The organism is Pseudomonas sp. LAIL14HWK12:I7, assembly GCF_000483465.1.
Classification (GTDB): Bacteria; Pseudomonadota; Gammaproteobacteria; order Pseudomonadales; family Pseudomonadaceae; genus Aquipseudomonas; species Aquipseudomonas kermanshahensis.
In genome coordinates, this window is record NZ_AXYZ01000001.1 from 766,404 (window position 1) to 783,224 (window position 16,821).

Sequence of the window (16,821 nt, forward strand, 5' to 3'; positions counted from 1 at the left end):
CGGGCTTGCCCGCGAAGAGGCCCTTTCAGGCAGCAAAGAACTGTCAGGCTGCGCCGTAGCGCTTACGCGCCTCAATCGCCAACCCGCTACCAATGCTGCCGAAGATGTTGCCTTCCACATGCCGGGCATTGGGCAGCATCGCCGCCACGCTGTTACGCAGCGCCGGAATCCCGCTCGAACCCCCGGTGAAGAACACGGTATCCACCTGCCCTTCGCTGACGCCCGCCTTGTTCAGCAGCTCGCTGACGCTGCCGCGCACGCGCTCCAGCAGGCCTTCGATCGCTGCTTCGAACACGGCACGGGTCAGTTCCGCTGTCAGCTCCGGCTCTACCCGGCGCAGGTCGATATGGCGGCTGTCGTGCTCGGTCAGCTCGATCTTGCTGGCTTCCACTTCCATCGCCAGCCAGTGGCCGGCGCGCTGTTCGATCAGCTTGAACAGGCGGTCGATGCCCAGGGTGTCTTCGATGTCGTAGCGCATGTTGCCCAAGGCCAGCTGCGACTTCTGCGAATACAGGGCGTTGATCGTGTGCCAGGTGGCCAGGTTGAGGTGATAGCTGGTCGGCATCAGCGCACCGCTCTTCATCCGGCTGCCATAGCCGAACAGCGGCATCACGCCCTGCAGGCTCAGTTGCTTGTCGAAGTCGGTACCGCCAATGTGCACGCCGCCGGTGGCGAGAATGTCGCTTTGGCGTTCTGCCACCAGGTGGCGCTCGGGCGACAGGCGGATCAGGGTAAAGTCGGAGGTACCACCGCCGATATCGACGATCAGTACCAACTCTTCACGGCTGATGCTCGACTCGTAGTCGAAGGCTGCGGCAATCGGTTCGTACTGGAACGACACGTCCTTGAAGCCGATCTTGCGTGCCACGTCGGCCAAGGTGTCCTCGGCTTCCTGGTCGGCGGCCGGGTCTTCATCGACGAAAAACACCGGACGGCCCAGCACCACCTGGTCGAAGCTGCGCTCGGCGGCGGTTTCAGCGCGCTTTTTCAGCTCGCCGATAAACATGCCCAGCAGGTCCTTGAACGGCAGGGCGCTGCCCAGCACGCTGGTGTCGTGCTTGATCAGCTTGGAGCCGAGCAGGCTCTTGAGCGAGCGCATCAGGCGGCCTTCGTAGCCTTCCAGGTATTCGTGCAACGCCAGGCGACCATACACCGGGCGACGCTCCTCGATGTTGAAGAAGACCACCGAAGGCAGGGTGATCTTGCCGTCTTCCAGGGCGATCAGCGACTCAGTACCAGGGCGGTGCCAGCCGACCGTGGAGTTAGAGGTGCCAAAGTCGATGCCCAGGGCGCGGGCCGGGGATACGTCAGACATGGGAAAAGGGCTTCCGGAGGCAAAACGGCCGCGCAGTTTATGCCAGTTGGCAAGAGAATCAAGACCAGTCGTCTGCCATGCAGCAATCCCAAGTGGGCCTTGAAAGGCTATGCTTGACCCCTATCTTCAGTTGCAACACGCAATTTCACATTGGTGATCCACAGATGGACTTCAAAGACTATTACAAGATACTCGGCGTAGAGCCCACGGCGGATGACAAGGCGATCAAGGCCGCGTACCGCAAGCTGGCGCGCAAGTATCACCCCGATGTCAGCAAGGAGCGCGACGCCGAGGACAAGTTCAAAGAGGCCAACGAGGCCTACGAAGTGCTGGGCGACGCGCAGAAACGTGCCGAATTCGACGAAATCCGCAAGTACGGCGGCCAGCATGGCCGGCCGTTCCAGGCGCCGCCGGGCTGGGAAAACCGGGGCGGTGGTGCGGGCGGTGGTTTTGAAGGCGGCGACTTCTCCGACTTCTTCAGCTCGATTTTTGGCGCGCGCGGGGGCAACCCCTTTGGTGGCGCCCGGCAACAGCGCAGTGCAGGCAGGCGAGGGCAGGACGTGGAGCTGGAACTGGCGGTTTTCCTTGAGGAGACCCTGAGCAAGGAATCCAAGCAGATCAGCTTCCAGGTGCCGCAAACCAATGCCGCCGGGCAGCGCACCGGGTTCACCACCAAGACCCTGAACGTCAAGATCCCTGCCGGGGTGACCGACGGCGAGCGCATTCGCCTCAAGGGCCAGGGTGCGCCGGGCAGTGGCGGCGGGCCCAATGGCGACCTGTTCCTGACCATCCGCATGGCACCGCATCCGCTGTTCGATGTCGAAGGTCATGACTTGATCATCACCGTGCCATTGGCACCGTGGGAGGCTGCGCTGGGCACCAAGGTGGCGGTGCCGACCCTGGACGGCAAGATCAACCTGACCATCCGCCCCGACAGCCAGAGCGGCCAACGCCTGCGGGTACCGGGCAAAGGCCTGGCCAACAAGCAGGGCGAGCGCGGCAACCTCTACGCGCAGCTCAAAGTGGTTATGCCGACGGCATCCGACGAGTCTACCCGTGAACTGTGGGCCAAGCTTTCCGAGAAGGCCGCGTTCAACCCGAGGGCACAATGGAGTAAGTGATCATGAGCAGCACCTTGATCGTTCAACTGGACATGCGCACCCTCTGCCAGGAGGCCGATATTACGGCCGACTACGTGATCGAAATTGTCGAACACGGCATCGTCGAACCCTCTGGGCGAACGCCTGAGGATTGGTTGTTCGACGATCAGGCGCCGCTGTTGGCCAAGCGTGCGGCGAAGCTGCACCAAGAGTTGGAGCTGGAGTGGGAAGGCGTGGCGCTGGCGCTGGAGCTGCTGCAGGAAGTGCAGCAGTTGCGCAGTGAGAACAGCATGCTGAAGCAGCGCTTAGGTAGGTTTATCCAGATGTGAAGGTTGCAGGCCCGGCCTCTTCGCGGGTGAACCCGCTCCCACCAGTACGGTACTGGCCTCAGGCCCTGCATGGTCCCTGTGGGAGCGGGTTCACCCGCGAAAAGGCCAGTACTGCCAACATCACTCTCAGGTTGGATCGGCACCCAGGTTCAGCACCAGTTGCATGAAGGTCAGGTCCAGCCAGCGGCCAAACTTCACCCCCACCTGCGGCATCTGCCCGGTCACCACGAAGCCCAACCGCTCATGCAGGCGTACCGACGCCGCATTGCCACTTTCGATCGCTGCCACCATCACGTGCTTGCCACAGCCCCGCGCACGCTCGATCAATGCGGCCATCAACACCGGCCCCAAACCCTTGCCGCGCTGGTCGCCACGGATATACACCGAGTGCTCGACGGTATGGCGAAAACCCTCGAACGGCCGCCAGTCGCCGAACGATGCATACCCCAGCACGCCGGTCTCATCCACTGCCACCAGGATCGGGTAGCCCTGTTGTGCCCTGGCCTCGAACCAGGCCTGGCGGTTGGCCAGGTCCACCGGGGTTTCGTTCCAGATCGCCGTGGTGTTGCGCACGGCGTCGTTGTAGATGTCGAGGATGCCCGGCACGTCGGAGGGCAAGGCGTCGCGGATTTCGTGGCTCATTGCAGCGTCTCACAAGGTCGATGGGCGCAGATTAAATGGTTACCAGCCCGCGTACACCCTCGGCTTGCATGTTTTCACCACGCCCACGCTGGATGATCTCGCCACGCGCCATCACCAGGTACTGGTCGGCCAGTTCTTCGGCAAAGTCGTAGAACTGCTCGACCAGCAGGATGGCCATGTCGCCACGCTCGGCCAGGCGCCGGATGACCGCGCCGATTTCCTTGATCACCGAGGGCTGGATGCCTTCGGTGGGCTCGTCGAGAATCAGCAGGCGCGGGCGGCTGGCCAGGGCACGGCCAATGGCCAGTTGTTGCTGCTGGCCCCCGGACAAGTCGCCGCCGCGGCGTTGTTTCATCTGTTCCAGTACCGGGAACAGCTCGTAGATGAAGGCGGGCACTTCGCGGGCCTCGCGGGCGGGAAAGCGCGACAGGCCCATCAGCAGGTTTTCTTCCACGGTCAGCCGCGGGAAGATTTCCCGGCCTTGCGGCACGTAGGCGATGCCGGCGTGGACCCGTTGCTGGGGCTTGAGCGTGGTGATCGGCTTGCCTTCCCATTCGACGCTGCCTTCGCGGGCGGCGACCAAGCCCATCAGGCAGCGCAGCAGGGTGGTCTTGCCCACGCCGTTGCGGCCCAGCAGGCAGGTGACTTCGCCGACCTTGGCCTCGAAGGACAGGCCGCGCAGGATGTGGCTGCCGCCGTAGTATTGGTGCAGGGTGTCAATCTTGAGCATGTCATGTCCCTGAGTTTTTTGTTGTGGCTGCACCGGCCTCTTCGCGGGGCAGGCTGTTTGAATCATCGGCCTAGGTACACCTCGACCACGCGCTCATCCGCCTGCACCTGCTCCAGCGACCCCTCCGCCAGCACGCTACCTTGGTGCAGCACGGTCACATGGTCGGCAATACTCCCGACAAACCCCATGTCGTGCTCCACCACCATCAGCGAATGCTTGCCGGCCAGGCCCTTGAACAGTTCGGCGGTGAATTCGGTCTCGGCGTCGGTCATGCCGGCCACCGGTTCATCGAGCAGCAGCAGTTGTGGTTCTTGCACCAGCAACATGCCGATCTCCAGGAACTGCTTCTGGCCGTGAGACAGCAGCCCCGCCTGGCGCTGCGCCAGGGATTGCAGGCGCAAGGTGGCGAGCACCTCGTCGATGCGCTGCTGTTGCTCACCACTCAACCGCGCGGCCAGGCTGGCCCACACCGACTTGTCAGTCTTCAGGGCTAGCTCCAGGTTCTCGAACACGGTCAGCGCTTCGAACACCGTCGGCTTCTGGAACTTGCGGCCGATGCCGGCCTGGGCGATCTGGTATTCGCTCATGCGGGTCAGGTCGAGGGTGTCGCCAAAGAAGGCGCTGCCGGTGTCGGGGCGGGTCTTGCCGGTGATCACGTCCATCATCGTGGTCTTGCCAGCGCCGTTGGGGCCAATGATGCAGCGCAGTTCACCGACGCCGATGTACAGGTTGAGCGCGTTGAGGGCCTTGAAACCATCGAAGCTGACGCTGATGTCTTCCAGGCTCAGCACGGTGCCATGGCGGGTGTCCAGGCCCGCTGTACGGCGGCTGCCCAGGCCGATGGCGTCGCGGCCGGCGCCGAGGTTGTCGAACACCGGCTCAAGCATGAATTCTGGATGCACAGGGGGCACGCCTCTCATGGTTGGCTCCTTTTCTTCAACAGACCGACCACGCCCTTGGGCAGGTACAGGGTGACGAGAATGAACAGCGCACCGAGGAAGAACAGCCAGAACTCCGGGAAGGCCACGGTGAACCAGCTCTTCATGCCGTTGACCAGGCCAGCGCCGAGCAGCGGGCCAATCAACGTGCCACGCCCGCCAAGGGCGACCCACACGGCGGCTTCGATGGAGTTGGTCGGCGACATCTCGCTGGGGTTGATGATGCCTACCTGAGGCACGTACAGCGCACCGGCAAGGCCGCACAGCACGGCGCTCAGCACCCACACCAGCAGCTTGAAACCGCGTGGGTCGTAGCCGCAGAACATCAGGCGGTTTTCGGCGTCGCGCACGGCGGTGAGCAGGCGGCCGAATTTGCTTTGGGTCAGGCGCCAACACAGGTACAGGCTGGCCAGCAGCAGGCCGACAGTGAGCAGGAACAGCACCGCACGGGTGCCTTGCGCGGCGATGTCGAAGCCCAGGATGGTGCGGAAGCTGGTGAAGCCGTTGTTGCCGCCAAACCCGGTTTCGTTGCGGAAGAACAGCAGCATGCCGGCAAAGGTCAGGGCCTGGGTCATGATCGAGAAGTACACGCCCTTGATCCGCGAACGGAAGGCGAAAAAGCCGAACACCAGCGCCAGCAGGCCCGGCGCCAGCACCACCAGGCATAGCGCCCAGGCAAAATGCTGAGTACCGGCCCAGTACCAAGGCAGTTCGGTCCACGACAGGAAGGTCATGAAACCCGGCAGCCCGTCCCCGGCGGCCTGGCGCATCAGGTACATGCCCATGGCGTAGCCGCCGAGGGCGAAGAACAGGCCGTGGCCCAGCGACAGCAGCCCGGCATAGCCCCAAACCAGGTCCAGGGCCAGGGCGACGATGGCATAGCAGAGGATCTTGCCGACCAGTGTCAGGGTGTAGGCCGAAACCTGCAGGGCATGGTCCGCCGGCAACAACGACAGCAGCGGCAGGGCCAGCAACAGCAGGACGACGACAGCGCCGATGGCCAGCGACAGGCGCGGCCCGGCTTTTTGCGAAGCGGTGACAAGCAGTGGCTGGTTCATCAGTCGATTACCCGTCCCTTGAGGGCGAACAGGCCTTGCGGGCGCTTCTGGATGAACAGAATGATCAACGCAAGGATGAGGATCTTGCCAAGCACCGCACCGATCTGCGGCTCCAGCAGCTTGTTGGCGATGCCGAGACCGAAGGCGGCCCAGAGGCTGCCGGCCAGTTGCCCGACGCCGCCGAGCACCACCACCAGGAACGAGTCGATGATGTAGCTTTGGCCAAGGTCCGGGCCGACGTTGCCGACCTGGCTCAAGGCCACGCCACCCAGCCCGGCGATGCCCGAGCCCAGGCCAAAGGCGAGCATGTCGACGCGCCCGGTGGACACGCCACAGCAGGCGGCCATGTTGCGGTTCTGGGTCACTGCGCGCACGTTAAGGCCAAGCCGCGTGCGGTTGAGCAGCAGCCAGGTGAGCAGTACCACGGCGAGGGCGAAGCCGATGATCACCAGCCGGTTGTACGGCAGCACCAGGTTGGGCAGCAGTTGAACACCCCCGGACAACCACGCCGGGTTGCTCACTTCGACGTTCTGCGCGCCGAACAGCAGGCGGATGGCCTGGATCAGGATCAGGCTGATCCCCCAGGTCGCCAGCAGGGTTTCCAGTGGGCGGCCGTAAAGGTGACGGATCACCGTGCGCTCCAGCGCCATGCCGACCCCGGCGCTGACGGCGAAGGCCACGGGCAGAGCGATCAGCGGGTAGAACTCGATCGCGCCGGGGGCGTAACGCTGCAGCAGCACCTGGACCATGTAGGTGCTGTAGGCCCCGAGCATGAGCATCTCGCCGTGGGCCATGTTGATCACCCCGAGCAGGCCGAAGGTAATCGCCAGGCCCAGGGCTGCCAGCAGCAGGATAGAACCCAGCGACAGGCCGCTGAAGGCTTGGCCGAGCAGTTCGCCGACCATGAGTTTGCGTTTGACCTGGGCCAGGCTGGTTTCAGCCGCCGTGCGCACGGCGGCGTCGCTTTCGACGCCGGGCTGCAGCAGCGCTTCCAGGCGCGTACGGGCGACCGGGTCGCCGGTCTCGCCCAGCAAGCGCACGGCGGCCAGGCGTACGGCAGGTTCGCTGGCACCCAGTTGCAGGTTGGCCAGGGCCAAGCCCAGGGCTGCGTGCACCGCTGCGTCCGGTTCGCTGGCAAAGCGCCGGTCGAGGAAGGCCATCTGTGCGGGTTGCGCGCTCTTTTGCAGTTGCTGGGCTGCGGCCAGGCGAGTGTCGCTGTTGTCGCTGAGCAACTGGTGGCTGGCCAGGGCGTTGTCGATCAGGCTGCGCAGGCGGTTGTTCAGGCGCACCTTGCGGGTGTCGCCCTCGGCGATGCGGCCTTGGCGCAGGTTTTCCAGCAGCGGCAGGCGCGCGGCATCGGGTTGGGCTGCCCAGCCTTCGAGCAGGCGGGCTTGCTCGGCAGGCTTGGCGGTGAGGAAGAATTCGCCCTCGCTGGCCTGGGTGGCCAGGGGCATTAACAGGAGAAGGGTGAGCAGGAGTCTAAGCATGCGAGCAATCCTGGATTACAGCGGTGGATTCTTCGCGGGTAAACCCGCTCCCACAGGTACGGCGCAAGGGCTGGATCGTGCGCGGTCCCTGTGGGAGCGGGTTCACCCGCGAATGGGCCGCAAGGCGGCCCCAATGGCATTCAGTTACCTTTCACCGCGTAATCGGGCCGCTTGTCGTTGCCCGGAATGAACGGGCTCCAAGGCTGCGCCCGCAGCGGCTGCTCGGTTTCCCAGACCACACTGAACTGCCCGTCATCCTGGATCTCGCCGATCATCACCGGCTTGTGCAGGTGGTGGTTGGTCTTGTCCATGGTCAGGGTGAAGCCGGACGGTGCCTGGAAGCTCTGGCCAGCCAGTGCCTCGCGCACCTTGTCGACATCGGTGGACTTGGCTTTTTCAGCCGCCTGCGCCCACATGTGGATGCCCACATAAGTGGCTTCCATCGGGTCGTTGGTCACCGCCTTGTCGGCGCCCGGCAGGTTCTTGGCCTTGGCGTAGGCCTTCCAGTCGGCGACGAACTTCTGGTTGACCGGGTTATCCACCGACTCGAAGTAGTTCCACGCGGCCAGGTGGCCCACCAGCGGCTTGGTGTCGATGCCGCGCAGTTCTTCCTCACCCACCGAGAACGCCACCACGGGCACGTCGGTGGCTTTCAGGCCCTGGTTGGCCAGCTCTTTGTAGAACGGCACGTTGGAGTCGCCGTTGACGGTGGAGATGACCGCCGTCTTGCCGCCCGCGGAGAACTTCTTGATGTTGGCGACGATGGTTTGGTAATCGGCGTGGCCGAACGGGGTGTAGACCTCTTCGATGTCCTTGTCGGCCACGCCCTTGCTGTGCAGGAAGGCGCGCAGGATCTTGTTGGTGGTGCGCGGGTAGACGTAGTCGGTGCCCAGCAGGAAGAAGCGCTTGGCGCTGCCGCCTTCTTCGCTCATCACGTATTCCACGGCGGGGATGGCCTGCTGGTTAGGCGCGGCGCCGGTGTAGAACACGTTCGGCGACATCTCTTCACCTTCGTACTGCACCGGGTAGAACAGCAGGCCGTTGAGCTCCTCGAACACCGGCAGCACCGATTTGCGCGACACCGAGGTCCAGCAGCCGAACACCACGGCGACCTTGTCCTGGGTCAGCAACTGGCGGCTCTTTTCAGCGAACAGTGGCCAGTTGGACGCTGGGTCGACCACCACCGCTTCGAGCATCTTGCCGTTCACACCGCCCTTGGCGTTGATCTGGTCGATGGTCATCAGCGCCATGTCCTTGAGCGACGTTTCGGAAATGGCCATGGTCCCGGACAGCGAATGCAGGATGCCGACCTTGATGGTCTCGGCGGCCTGGATGCTCCAGCTAAGACCCATCGCCGCAATCGATGCGCTGAGGGTAAAGGCCTTGATCAGACTGCGACGCTTCATGTGCTCTCTCCGCTGAGATTTTTTATGGTGTTGGCCAAGCGGGAGGGGCGTTGCAAGGGGTGTGCCGAGTGGCGGAAGGTGCGTAATAGAGGGGGTGTGCGAGGTGTTGGGGCGTTTGCAAGGTCCAGGTTGGTGCCGTGCAGATGTGTGTGCACAGGATTGGGGCTGCAAAGCAGCCCCATGCGGCATCAGCCGTTACGCACCGCCGTGCGCGGATGGCGTTTGCTGCGCACACCCTGGTAGGTCACTGCCAGCAGCACGAACCAGATTGGCGTCACCAGCAGCGCTGCGCGGGTGTCGTCTTCCAGGCTCAGCAGCACCAGAATGCCGGCAAAGAACACCAGGCACACGTAGCACATGAAGCGCCCGCCGGGCATTTTGTACTTCGACGCCTGGTGCAGTGCGGCGCGGCGTTTGCGGTAGCTGAGGTACGACAGCAGGATCAGCGTCCAGACGAACATGAACAGCACCGCCGACACCGTGGTGACCAGGGTGAACGCCTCGACCACATCGGGCACCAGGTAGATCAGCACCGCGCCCAACAGCAGGCAGGTGCACGAGAAGTACAGGCCGTTGGCCGGCACGGCGCGCCGCGACAGCTTCTCGAACGCGCGGGGGGCATCGCCTTCCTGGGCGAGGCCGAACAGCATGCGGCTGGTAGAGAACACGCCACTGTTGGCCGACGAGGCGGCCGAGGTCAGCACCACGAAGTTGATGATGCTGGCCGCCGCTGGCAGGCCGGCCAGCACGAACAGTTCGACGAATGGGCTCTTGCCTGGCACCACATCGCGCCACGGGGTCACGGCCATGATCGCGATCAGCGCCAGCACGTAGAACACGATGATACGGATCGGGATCGAGTTGATCGCCCGTGGCAAGGTGCGCTCGGGGTTCTTCGCTTCCGCGGCGGTGGTGCCGACCAGCTCGATACCGACGAAGGCGAACACGGCAATCTGGAAGCCGGCGAAGAAGCCCATCAGGCCATTGGGGAACATACCGCCGTCATTCCACAGGTTGGCCAGTTGCGCGGTGCGCCCGCTCGGCGATTCGAAGCCGCTGATGACCATGTACAGGCCGGTGGCGACCAGGCCGAGGATGGCGACGATCTTGATCAGCGCGAACCAGAACTCGAGCTCGCCGAACATCTTCACGGTAACCAGGTTCAGCGACAGCAGCACCGCCACGCAGGTCAGCGCAGGTATCCACTGCGGCAGGTCGGGGAACCAGAATTGCGTGTAGGCGGCAATCGCGACCACATCGGCGATACCGGTGACTACCCAGCAGAACCAGTAGGTCCAGCCAGTGAAGTAGCCGGCCCAGGGGCCGAGCAGGTCGGCCGAGAAGTCGATGAACGACTTGTAGTTGAGGTTCGACAGCAGCAATTCGCCCATGGCGCGCATGACGAAGAACAGCATGAAGCCGATGATCATGTAGACGAAGATGATCGACGGGCCAGCGAGGCTGATGGTCTTGCCCGAGCCCATGAACAGGCCGGTGCCGATCGCGCCACCGATGGCGATGAGCTGAATGTGACGGTTGGTCAGGTTGCGCTGCAGATGCTGCTCTTCAGCGGGCGGGGAAGAGGTCCGGGTCATTGGCTGCATTCCATTGAGGGTCAGTCTTTTTGTGAAAGCCGAGTAGGCTAACACGGGCGTCCCAATTCGGGGCGCGACAGATCGACACGATTCTGGCGGTGCAGCGTTGTGTCAGTACCGGCCTCTTCGCGGGACAAGCCCGCTCCCACAGGTACGCCGCTGCTCCGGAGTTCATCGGCGTACCTGTGGGAGCGGGCTTGTCCCGCGAAGAGGCCCGTAAGGTCACAGCAAGGATCAGGCGCTGGCCAGCACTCCGCGCCTGCGCACCACCAGGCTATCGACCAGCCACATCACCACCATCGACACCCCCACCAGCGGGAACATCACCCCCAACACCACCATCACCGCAACCGCCGTCTTCCAGCGCGGCAGGTCATGGCGCAGCGGCGGCACTCCCAGCCCGCCAGCCGGCCGGCGTTTCCACCACATCACCAGGCCACTGACCGAACCCAGCAAGATCATCAGGCACACCAGCAGAATGATGGCCTGGTTGAACGCCCCGAACATCTTGCCCTCATGCAGCATCACGCCCAGCTCGGTGGCACGCGCAACCGGGCTGTAATCCTGCCAGCGCACGTCGGCCAGCACCTTGCCGGTGTATTGGTCGACATGCAGCGTAGCGTCGTTGCGCGGGTCGTCGGCGAATACCGCAACGGTGAACACGCCGTCGGCCGTGGTCGGCAAGGTGATGCTGTAGCCCGGTTCGACCTGGCGCGCAGTGGCGATGTCCTCGACCTGCTGCAGGCTCACCTGCGGCGCTGCCGGGGCATTCGACATCATGTGATGCCCGGCATGTTCGGCATGGGCGCCGGACTGCGGCATGGGGGTGTTTTCCATTGCCCAGGGCACGGTCTGGCGATGGGCGCTGTTGAGCTCACCTGCCTGTTGATCGGACTTGGGTACGTCGTTCCACATCGCGGCCGGGAAGCGGTTCCACAGATCGGCGTATTGCTTGCCCCACAGGCCCGTCCAGGTCATGCCACTGAGCAGTATCAGCAGCAGCAGGGCCGAGCCCCAAAACCCCGTCACCGCATGCAGGTCACGCCACAGCAGCCGACCGCGTGCGGAAAAACGCGGCCACAGCACGCCCGCGCTGTTGCGCCCACGTGGCCACCAGAGGTACAGGCCGGACACCACCAGCACGATGCCCCAGCCTGCTGCCAGCTCCACCAGGCGGTCACCGACCGTGCCGACCATCAGCTCACCGTGCAGGGCACGGGCTATCGCTTGCAGGTTCTGCTTGCCGTCCTGCGCACCGAGCAGCTTGCCGCTGTAGGGGTCGACGAACACGTTCAGTTCACGGCCGCCGTCATGCACCACGAACTGCGCGCTGCGTTCGCCATTCAGGGGCGGCAGGTACTGCCCCACATGGCCTTGCGGATACGCCTGGCGTACCTCGGCCAGCATCACATCCGCGGCCTGTCTGTGATGGCCGGCTTCGACCACCATCAGGTCGCGGTACAGCAGCGGGTCGAGCTGCGGCTTGAACAGGTAGATGATCCCGGTGAGCGCCAGCAGGATCATGAACGGGGCGACGAACAGCCCCGCGTAAAAATGCCAACGCCAGGCCAGGTTGTAGAAAGAGATGCGTGTTCCGCGCATGGGAACCTCCTGTTTGACCAGGTGAGGGGCGCGACCGTGGCCGCGCCCGTTGTTGTTGTCAGAAGCTGAAATCGACCTTGGTCCAGAAGGTCCTGCCTGGCTCGTTCACCGGCTGTGGATCTGTGGCCGGGTAGCCGAACCCGGCGTTCCCGGCCAGGTTCAAGTGCTCGGCGTAGGTGTTGTCGAACAGGTTGTCGACCCCTGCGCTGAGCTTGAGGTTGTTGTTCACCTTGTAGGCACCATTGAGCGAGAACACACCAAAGCCCGCGCTCTTTTCGTAGTCCTTGCCGACCACGTTGCCTTGGTTCTCGGCGATGCGGTTTTGCGCGGCCACCAGCCGCCACAGCGCACCCACACTCCAGACGTCGCGGCTGTAGGTCAGGCCCAGGCGGCTTTCCAGGGGCGGCATTTGCGGTAGCGCTTTGCCATCGCTGCTGTTCTTGCCCCAAGCGTAGGCCAGGGTTGCGTCGGCCTTCCAATTTTCGCTGAGCTTGTAGGCCGCGCCCACTTCGCCGCCCATGATGCGGGCGTCAATGTTCTGGGCCTGGGACGTACTCATGCCCATCATGCCGGTGCGGTAGTCGAACAGGATGTAGTCACGGATCTGCCCGACATAACCCGATGCCCAGGCTTCGAGGCGGGCGTCACGGTACTGGATGCCGAAGTCGAGCTGGGTGGTCTTTTCCGGCTTGATGCCGTCGAAGGCGTTCGCTGCGCCGGCTGGCGCCAACTTGGGCGAGAACAGCTCCCAGTAGTCGGGGAAGCGCTGGGCGTGGCCGAGGCCGACGTAGGTGGTGGCGGGGATGGCCGCCAGGTCATGTTCGTAACGGACGAAACCGCTGGGCAGGGTGTCTGCGCGGGTGTCGCCTTCGGTGGCGCTGCCTTTACGGAAGTCGCGGGCCGAGGCGCGGTCCAGGCGGGCGCCGGTGATCAGCCGGTCCTCGCCACTGACGTACCAGGTCAGCTCACTGAAGGCACCGTAGTTGTGGAAATCGGCATCCTTGGTCCAGGCCTGGCCTTTGTGCGCATCGACGCCCATGCCGCCGCGCTGGCGGTGTTCGTTGGTCTGCGCATCGATACCGCTGACCAGTTGCACGTCGGCCCAGCGCCAGGTCGCCTTGACCCTGGCGCCCATCGTGCGGCGGTCGACGTTGCTGACCATCGGCATGCCCATCATGCCGCTGCCCGAGGGTGTGCGCAGGCTGTAGTTGTCCATCACGTGGTCGGCGTAGTTGTAGTAGACCTGTGCCTCGACCTTGTCGAGCACCTCGCCGAGGTTGGACTTCTCGAAGCGCAGCCCAAGGCTTTCACGCTTGAACTGCGAGCCGTCCATGCCGCGCCCGGCATAGCGTGCTTCGCCATCGCCCTTGCCTGCGGTGAGTTCGAGCAGGGTGTCCTGGTCGGGGGTCCAGCCGAGGGTCACATCGCCGTTCCACTTGTCCCAGCGCGAGGGCACGGTGTCATCGTTGCCGTCGTGGTAGTCGTCCGAGCGCGACTGGTTGCCGACGAAGCGGGCGTAGGCCTGGCTGTTGCCTGCCGCAGCGTCCAGCACTTTGTCGAAGCGGCCATTGGAGCCGGCCAAGAGGCTTGCGTTGACGCGGCTGCCGAGGGTGCCGAACTTTTCAGGCTCACGCTCGAAGAGGATGGTGCCGGCCGAGCCGCCAGGCCCCCAGATCACGCTTTGCGGGCCTTTGATCACGGTCAGGCGGTCGTAGGTTTCTGGGGAGATGTACGAGGTGGGGGCATCCATGCGGTTGGGGCAGGCGCCCAGCATGACGCCGCCATTGGTGAGGATGTTCAGGCGTGAACCGAACATGCCGCGCAATACCGGGTCGCCGTTGGTGCCGCCGGAGCGGATGGCCGAGAAGCCGGGGATGGTCTTGAGGTAGTCGGCCCCGTCGCTGGCCGGTACAGGCTGGCGAGGGTCTTTCGGGTTGGTGACCACAGTCAGCGGCGAGCTGGGCGCCACGGCAGTGATCACCGTCGGGCTCAGCTCGGGTGCGTCGTGCGCGTGGTCAGCGTGGCCGAGGTCGCTGGCCAGGGCCACGGGCGCGAGCAGCGAACCGCACACGGCGGCGATGGCCCCACGCAGGGACAGGGCAAAAACAGGGGTGCAGCCGGACATAATGATTCCAGTCGATCAGTCATGAGTGGGCGCGAAGCCTCCTGGCTCCGTGCGAACAATGGTTTTTCAGACGCTGATCGAGGAAGGCGGTGCGCGGCTGCGCGCGCCAGGGAATACAGCCTGCCGGGCATGCCCCTGGTGCGTGGCGGCACTAAGGTGGGTGGTGGGTACTACGATGCTGGCACTGAGCGGGCTGAGGGTTTGTGGCAGTGCGGGGCAGTTGAACAGCAGGCTGCAGTAACCGCACTTTTCCCACATCACATGCAATTGGCCATCGTCACCGTGGCCGTGATGCGAGTCGGCGCCATGCTGATGCCCGGTGGGCATCGACATTTCCATCGGCATGTTCATGCCGGCGTGGTGATCCATCGGCATCGACTGGGAAATCAGCGGGCCGATGAAGATCATCCACATGGCGAACAGGCTCAGCCAGCCGCCACCGACGCGCCTGCGTTCAGGGCGGGTGGTACGGCTGAGGCTGTTGCGCGGCAGGCTCATGGCGAGTGCCTGTCAGCTAATGGTCAGTGTGCGTGTTCGTGGGCCTGGGGCGTTCCCGAGGGCGCCTCTTTCTGCACGGCGACTTCGACGGTGACGTCACCGGCTTTTTCAAAATGCAGGGTCAGCGGGAAACGCTTGCCGTCGGTGAGCAGGCTGCGGTCTTTAGGCTGCATCAGCATTACGTGGTAGGCGCTGGGGGCGAAGGTCACCTCCTTGCCAGCGGGCACTACCACGTTGGGCACCTGCTGCATCTTCATGGTGCCGCTGGCCGTCATGGCGTGCTCGTGCAATTGAGCGTCGTCGCTGATGGGGCTGTCGACACTGAGCAGGCGATCATCCGCTTGGCCATTGTTGTGCACGACGAAATACGCGGCGACGTTGGGTGCATTCGGTGGCAGTTGCAGCGACCAGGGGTGCGCGATGTGCAGGTCGCCCACGGTGTATTCGTGGGCAGTGGCGAAGGCGCTGGGCAGCAGCAGGGCAGCCACGACGAGAGCGTGCTTGAGCATGGTGAGTCTCCGATCTGTTCAGGTTCAGGCAGACAGCGTGAGCAACTCAGACCAAAGGGGAGGCGCGGGGGTTGAGCGCGGGCCATAGCTGGCGCGGCGTGGGTTGGTAATCGGCAAGCTGCGGCGAGTACCCGGCGTGCAGGGGCGGCGGGTTATGCAGCTGTGGCGGATAGCCCGGCAAGGCCAGCAGCGGGGCGGCACCGGAGCAACACCAGCAGTTCATCATGCTGGCGCTGTCATCGCTCTGCGGGCCGAGGTCGATCTTGGCCAGGGCCTGGACGTCGACCTTGGCCTTGTTGGCCATGCTGGAACAGAACGCCCCCCACAGCAACTGCTCGGCCGGGCCCTTGGGCGCGGCAGAGGACAGCGGCATGGCCAGCAGGTTGAACAGCACTGCTAGGCAGGCTATCCAGGCAATGTGCCGACGTGGGGGCATGGAGAGATCCGGTCAGGAATCGTGGTGGCTATTGTAAGGCGCAGTATAGGTAAAAAAGGTGGGGTGCGGTGAAGTGACGCAGTTGGCGGGGGTTTTTGGGGCTGCTCTGCAGCCCATTCGCGGTGCAAGCCCGCTCCCACAGGGTGTGGGAGCGGGCTTGCCCCGCGAATGGCCGCAGAGCGGCCCCGGCATTCTCAAACCTTGTTGCGGCCCATCAAGCCGCGCACGGTTTCTTGCAGGTCGGCCGGCAGCACCACGACTTTGGCATTGTCGCTGCTGGCCAGGTTCTCCATCGCGCCGATGTACCGTTCGCCCAGCAAGTACATGGCCGGCACGGTCTCGTTACCCACCGCGTCCTTGACCAGCGAAATCGCCCGCGCCGAAGCCTCGGCCAGGTTGATTTGCGCCTCGGCGTCCAGCTTGGCCGATTGCAGGCGCGCTTCTGCCTCGAGGATCGCGGCCTGTTTGGCACCTTCGGCACGGGTCACGTCGGCTTTACGTTCACGCTCGGCGGCGGCCTGGCGCTCCATGGCCAGTTGCATGTTCTGTGACGGCTTGATGTCCTGGATTTCTACCGAGCGCACAGTCACGCCCCAGTCTTCGGTCTGTTCGGACATCGCTTCGCGCAGGCGTGCCTTGATCTGTTCACGGCTGGACAGGGCCTCGTCCAGGTCCATGGCCCCGACGATGGCGCGCAGCGAGGTCATGGTCAGGCTGGTGACGGCGAAGGAGAAGTTCTGCACGCCGTAGGAGGCCTTCTGTGGGTCGACCACTTTGGCGAAGCACAGGGCATTGGCGACGATCACCGCGTTGTCTTTGGTGATGATTTCCTGCTCTTGCACATCGAGGATGATGTCTTTGGTGGGCAGGCGATAGGCGACCACGTCCACGTAAGGAATGACGATGTTCAGGCCGGGCTTGAGGGTGTTGTTGTAGCGGCCCAGGCGCTCGACGATCCACTCTTCGCCCTGAGGCACGATACGCACCCCCTTGAACACGGTGATCAGGACGAACAGGGCGAGGGCGCCCACGACGATAAGGCTGGTCATGA

Annotated in this window: 16 protein-coding genes; 2 read left to right on the forward strand and 14 right to left on the reverse strand. The window is 64.0% G+C overall.

The window, feature by feature from the left end:
• Positions 1 to 43 precede the first annotated feature (43 nt).
• Positions 44 to 1,315, reverse strand: coding sequence for an Hsp70 family protein (locus D886_RS0103450; RefSeq protein ID WP_027592564.1), 1,272 nt, complete (start codon positions 1,313 to 1,315; stop codon positions 44 to 46).
• Positions 1,316 to 1,479: 164 nt separating this feature from the next.
• Here D886_RS0103450 and cbpA point away from each other — a divergent pair, with 164 nt between their 5' ends.
• Both cbpA and D886_RS0103460 read left to right on the forward strand, forming a co-directional pair.
• Positions 1,480 to 2,436, forward strand: coding sequence for a curved DNA-binding protein (gene cbpA, locus D886_RS0103455; protein WP_027592565.1), 957 nt, complete (start codon positions 1,480 to 1,482; stop codon positions 2,434 to 2,436).
• Between the two features lie 2 nt (positions 2,437 to 2,438).
• A complete protein-coding gene (locus D886_RS0103460; protein ID WP_027592566.1) occupies positions 2,439 to 2,744 on the forward strand; it encodes a chaperone modulator CbpM in 306 nt (101 codons plus the stop codon).
• A 126-nt stretch (positions 2,745 to 2,870) separates the two neighbouring features.
• On the opposite strand, the gene D886_RS0103465 is transcribed toward D886_RS0103460, so the two are convergent.
• The 13 genes from D886_RS0103465 to D886_RS0103525 all read right to left on the reverse strand — a co-directional run bounded on the left by D886_RS0103465 (position 2,871) and on the right by D886_RS0103525 (position 16,819).
• Complete coding sequence (locus D886_RS0103465) at positions 2,871 to 3,386, reverse strand: GNAT family N-acetyltransferase (protein ID WP_027592567.1); 516 nt, start codon at positions 3,384 to 3,386, stop codon at positions 2,871 to 2,873.
• A gap of 31 nt (positions 3,387 to 3,417) precedes the next feature.
• Positions 3,418 to 4,116: an urea ABC transporter ATP-binding subunit UrtE gene (gene urtE / locus D886_RS0103470; RefSeq protein WP_027592568.1), complete on the reverse strand. Its 699-nt coding sequence runs from the start codon at positions 4,114 to 4,116 to the stop codon at positions 3,418 to 3,420.
• 62 nt (positions 4,117 to 4,178) lie between these two features.
• Positions 4,179 to 5,036 carry an urea ABC transporter ATP-binding protein UrtD gene (urtD, locus tag D886_RS0103475; protein WP_027592569.1) on the reverse strand — a complete coding sequence of 286 codons (858 nt, stop codon included), beginning with the start codon at positions 5,034 to 5,036 and terminating at the stop codon, positions 4,179 to 4,181.
• A complete protein-coding gene (gene urtC, locus D886_RS0103480; protein WP_027592570.1) occupies positions 5,033 to 6,112 on the reverse strand; it encodes an urea ABC transporter permease subunit UrtC in 1,080 nt (359 codons plus the stop codon). The genes urtD and urtC overlap by 4 nt, the downstream gene beginning before the upstream one ends.
• Positions 6,112 to 7,599, reverse strand: a complete 1,488-nt coding sequence (urtB, locus tag D886_RS0103485; protein WP_027592571.1) for an urea ABC transporter permease subunit UrtB — start codon at positions 7,597 to 7,599, stop codon at positions 6,112 to 6,114. Before urtB ends, urtC begins: the two co-directional genes overlap by 1 nt.
• Before the next feature lie 140 nt (positions 7,600 to 7,739).
• Positions 7,740 to 9,005, reverse strand: a complete 1,266-nt coding sequence (gene urtA / locus D886_RS0103490) for an urea ABC transporter substrate-binding protein (protein WP_027592572.1) — start codon at positions 9,003 to 9,005, stop codon at positions 7,740 to 7,742.
• A gap of 188 nt (positions 9,006 to 9,193) precedes the next feature.
• Entirely contained in the window at positions 9,194 to 10,600 is a 1,407-nt protein-coding gene (gene cycA, locus D886_RS0103495) for a D-serine/D-alanine/glycine transporter (protein WP_027592573.1), read from the reverse strand.
• Between the two features lie 234 nt (positions 10,601 to 10,834).
• The gene (locus D886_RS0103500) at positions 10,835 to 12,202 is read right to left on the reverse strand and encodes a PepSY domain-containing protein (RefSeq protein ID WP_027592574.1); all 1,368 of its coding nucleotides are present in this window, start codon (positions 12,200 to 12,202) and stop codon (positions 10,835 to 10,837) included.
• Between the two features lie 58 nt (positions 12,203 to 12,260).
• The gene (locus D886_RS0103505) at positions 12,261 to 14,327 is read right to left on the reverse strand and encodes a TonB-dependent copper receptor (RefSeq protein ID WP_027592575.1); all 2,067 of its coding nucleotides are present in this window, start codon (positions 14,325 to 14,327) and stop codon (positions 12,261 to 12,263) included.
• 66 nt (positions 14,328 to 14,393) lie between these two features.
• On the reverse strand, positions 14,394 to 14,825 hold the full coding sequence (locus D886_RS0103510) for a DUF2946 domain-containing protein (protein ID WP_027592576.1): 432 nt from the start codon (positions 14,823 to 14,825) through the stop codon (positions 14,394 to 14,396).
• A gap of 23 nt (positions 14,826 to 14,848) precedes the next feature.
• Positions 14,849 to 15,334 carry a copper chaperone PCu(A)C gene (locus D886_RS0103515; protein WP_027592577.1) on the reverse strand — a complete coding sequence of 162 codons (486 nt, stop codon included), beginning with the start codon at positions 15,332 to 15,334 and terminating at the stop codon, positions 14,849 to 14,851.
• A gap of 46 nt (positions 15,335 to 15,380) precedes the next feature.
• Positions 15,381 to 15,770 carry a DUF2946 domain-containing protein gene (locus D886_RS0103520; RefSeq protein WP_027592578.1) on the reverse strand — a complete coding sequence of 130 codons (390 nt, stop codon included), beginning with the start codon at positions 15,768 to 15,770 and terminating at the stop codon, positions 15,381 to 15,383.
• A 194-nt stretch (positions 15,771 to 15,964) separates the two neighbouring features.
• Positions 15,965 to 16,819, reverse strand: a complete 855-nt coding sequence (locus D886_RS0103525; RefSeq protein WP_027592579.1) for an SPFH domain-containing protein — start codon at positions 16,817 to 16,819, stop codon at positions 15,965 to 15,967.
• Positions 16,820 to 16,821 lie beyond the last annotated feature (2 nt).

Excerpts from the sequence above, each read along its gene's own strand:
- D886_RS0103450 (WP_027592564.1), bottom strand. The coding sequence starts at position 1,315 with ATGTCTGACGTATCCCCGGCCCGCGCCCTGGGCATCGACTTTGGCACC.
- cbpA (WP_027592565.1), top strand. The coding sequence starts at position 1,480 with ATGGACTTCAAAGACTATTACAAGATACTCGGCGTAGAGCCCACGGCG.
- D886_RS0103460 (WP_027592566.1), top strand. The coding sequence starts at position 2,439 with ATGAGCAGCACCTTGATCGTTCAACTGGACATGCGCACCCTCTGCCAG.
- D886_RS0103465 (WP_027592567.1), bottom strand. The coding sequence starts at position 3,386 with ATGAGCCACGAAATCCGCGACGCCTTGCCCTCCGACGTGCCGGGCATC.
- urtE (WP_027592568.1), bottom strand. The coding sequence starts at position 4,116 with ATGCTCAAGATTGACACCCTGCACCAATACTACGGCGGCAGCCACATC.
- urtD (WP_027592569.1), bottom strand. The coding sequence starts at position 5,036 with ATGAGAGGCGTGCCCCCTGTGCATCCAGAATTCATGCTTGAGCCGGTG.
- urtC (WP_027592570.1), bottom strand. The coding sequence starts at position 6,112 with ATGAACCAGCCACTGCTTGTCACCGCTTCGCAAAAAGCCGGGCCGCGC.
- urtB (WP_027592571.1), bottom strand. The coding sequence starts at position 7,599 with ATGCTTAGACTCCTGCTCACCCTTCTCCTGTTAATGCCCCTGGCCACC.
- urtA (WP_027592572.1), bottom strand. The coding sequence starts at position 9,005 with ATGAAGCGTCGCAGTCTGATCAAGGCCTTTACCCTCAGCGCATCGATT.
- cycA (WP_027592573.1), bottom strand. The coding sequence starts at position 10,600 with ATGACCCGGACCTCTTCCCCGCCCGCTGAAGAGCAGCATCTGCAGCGC.
- D886_RS0103500 (WP_027592574.1), bottom strand. The coding sequence starts at position 12,202 with ATGCGCGGAACACGCATCTCTTTCTACAACCTGGCCTGGCGTTGGCAT.
- D886_RS0103505 (WP_027592575.1), bottom strand. The coding sequence starts at position 14,327 with ATGTCCGGCTGCACCCCTGTTTTTGCCCTGTCCCTGCGTGGGGCCATC.
- D886_RS0103510 (WP_027592576.1), bottom strand. The coding sequence starts at position 14,825 with ATGAGCCTGCCGCGCAACAGCCTCAGCCGTACCACCCGCCCTGAACGC.
- D886_RS0103515 (WP_027592577.1), bottom strand. The coding sequence starts at position 15,334 with ATGCTCAAGCACGCTCTCGTCGTGGCTGCCCTGCTGCTGCCCAGCGCC.
- D886_RS0103520 (WP_027592578.1), bottom strand. The coding sequence starts at position 15,770 with ATGCCCCCACGTCGGCACATTGCCTGGATAGCCTGCCTAGCAGTGCTG.
- D886_RS0103525 (WP_027592579.1), bottom strand. The coding sequence starts at position 16,819 with ATGACCAGCCTTATCGTCGTGGGCGCCCTCGCCCTGTTCGTCCTGATC.